1 protein-coding gene is annotated in these 2599 nt (G+C 59.1%); it reads right to left on the minus strand.

Going from position 1 to position 2599, the window contains the following annotated elements:
- Positions 1-117: 117 nt before the first annotated feature.
- Positions 118-2592 carry a glycogen/starch/alpha-glucan phosphorylase gene (locus tag CAK78_RS09515; protein WP_094697114.1) on the minus strand — a complete coding sequence of 825 codons (2475 nt, stop codon included), beginning with the start codon at positions 2590-2592 and terminating at the stop codon, positions 118-120.
- Positions 2593-2599: the final 7 nt, after the last annotated feature.

Raw genomic sequence — 2599 nt, forward strand, 5'->3', positions numbered from 1 at the left:
GGCAGACGGGCAGTCGGGCAGTCGGGCAGTTTACTTTTCTCCCGAGTTCACACAACCAACGCCACCCACGACAAATAAAAAACCCCCGCATGGCGGGGGTTTGGGTTTGCTCTCTTGTCAGCCGATGCTGCAGGGCTTCAGATTCCAGATCCGATCCACATAGTCCTGGATGGAGCGGTCGGAGTTGAACTTGCCCATGGTGGCCGAGTTGATGATGGCCTTCTTCGCCCACAAGGCAGGATCCCGATACCAGGTATCGATCAGCTTGTGCGCTTCCGAGTAGGAGGCAAAATCGGCCAGCGTCAGGTAGGGATCCCCCCCTTCCAGCAAGGAACGCTTGATGGAGGAGAGCTCGCCCGGACGACCCGGCGTGAAGTAGTCGGTATCGAACCAGTCCAGCACGGCTTTGAGCTCGGAGTTGGCGTAGTAGAAGTCGTACGGGTTGTAACCGCGCCCCTTGAGAGCCTTCACCTCGTCCACGTTCAGACCGAAGATGGCGCAGTTCTCGGCCCCCGCCTCTTCCGCGATCTCGATGTTGGCGCCGTCCAGCGTGCCGATGGTGATGGCACCGTTCAGAGCCATTTTCATGTTGCCGGTACCGGAGGCTTCATAACCGGCGGTGGAGATCTGCTCGGAGACATCGGCCGCCGGGATCAGCTTCTCGGCCAGGCTCACTCGGTAGTTCGGCATGAACACCACTTTCAGCTTGCCCTGGATGCGGGTGTCATTGTTGACACGCTCCGCCAGCTTGTTGATGGCGTAGATGATGTCCTTGGCCAGCTTGTAACCGGGCGCGGCCTTGGAGCCGAAGATGAACACCCGCGGATGCATGTCGTAGTCGGGGTTGGCCAGCAGACGACGATAGAGCGCCATGATGTGGATGAGGTTCAGTTGCTGGCGCTTGTACTCGTGCAGACGCTTGATCTGGACGTCGAAGATCGCCTCGGCACTGACCTCGATGCCGGTTTCCGCCTTGATGACCTTGACAAGCTTCTCCTTGTTGTGACGCTTGATGGTCATGAACTGCTTCTGGAAAGCCTTGTCGTCGGCAAACTTGGTGACGCTGCGCAGCTTGTCCAGTTGCAGCGGCCACTCCTTGCCCACCACTTCGTTGTAGAGCTCGGCCAGTTCCGGGTTGCAGGCCAGCAGCCAGCGACGCGGAGTCACGCCGTTGGTGACGTTGCACATCTTCTCTGGCCACAGCTCGGCATACTCGGGGAAGAGATCTTCCTTCACCAGCTTGGAGTGGATCTCGGCCACGCCGTTCACCTTGGAGGAGCCGATGACACACAGGTTGCCCATGCGCACCTTGCGCACCGCTCCCTCTTCGATAATGGAGAGCTTGGCCTTGATGGCGTCGTTGCCCGGCCACTTGGGCTCCACCAGCTCGCCCAGGAAACGGGCGTTGATTTCGTAAATGATTTCCAGATGGCGCGGCAGCACCTTCTCGAACAGGCTGACCGACCACTTCTCCAGCGCTTCCGGCAGCAGGGTGTGGTTGGTGTAGGAGAACACCTGATAGCTGATGGCCCAGGCCGCTTCCCAGGTCAGCCCCTCTTCATCCACCAGCACCCGCATCAGTTCGGGGATGGCGACGGTGGGGTGGGTATCGTTGAGCTGAATGGCGATCTGGGCAGCAAAGTTGCTGAAATCGGCGCCATGCACCCGCTTGTAGCGGCGCATGATGTCCTTGATGGAGCAGGCACAGAAGAAGTACTGCTGGATCAGGCGCAGCTCTTTGCCCGCGTCGGTCTCGTCGTTCGGATAGAGCACCTTGGAGATGGTCTCGGCCTGGGCTTTTTCCGCCTGGGAGTCGATATAACCACCGGCGTTGAACACGTCCCAGTCAAAAAATTCGGAGGCGCGAGACTCCCACAGGCGCAGGATGTTGACGGTATGACCGCCAAAACCGACTACCGGGATATCCCAGGGCACCCCTTTGATCTTGCGACCGGCGTGCCATACCTTCTTGAGGCCGCCGTTGTCGCCAAAGACGGTCTCCACGTAACCGTAGAGCGGGATCTCCTGCACCGATTCCGGGCGGCAGATCTCCCAGGGGTTGCCATATTCGCGCCAGGAGTCCGGACGCTCAATCTGACGGCCATCCTGAATTTCCTGACGGAACAGGCCGTGCTCGTAGTGGATGCCATAGCCGACCGCCGGGTAGTTCAGGGTCGCCAGCGAATCGATGAAGCAGGCGGCCAGACGGCCCAGGCCGCCGTTGCCGAGTGCCATGTCGGGCTCTTGTTCACACAGATCGGTCAGTTCCAGACCGAGTTCGCCCAGCGCCTCTTCGCAAATCTTGTACAGGGAGAGGTTGTGCAGGTTGTTGGAGGTCAGGCGCCCCATCAGGAATTCAGCAGAGAGATAGTGAATCGCACGAGTATCTTTCTTGAAGTGAGTCTGCTGAGTGCGGGTCAGGCGCTCGTACACCTGTTCGTTGACGGCGGCTGCGGTTGCTTTCCACCACGCTTCTGGCGAGGCTTTCTGTTCGCTTGTACCCAAGGTAGAACGCAGGTGACGCACGATACTCGCCTTGAGCTGATCTTTATCCAGTTGGAGATCCAGGTCTGTCTTCTTCTTGGTAGCCATAAACCAA

The sequence above is a fragment of the Aeromonas sp. A35_P genome (genome assembly GCF_002259925.1).
Taxonomy (GTDB): domain Bacteria; phylum Pseudomonadota; class Gammaproteobacteria; order Enterobacterales; family Aeromonadaceae; genus Aeromonas; species Aeromonas dhakensis.

What these genes read in the sequence shown, in the direction of transcription:
- CAK78_RS09515 (WP_094697114.1), bottom strand. Translation starts at nt 2,592, where the DNA reads ATGGCTACCAAGAAGAAGACAGACCTGGATCTCCAACTGGATAAAGAT.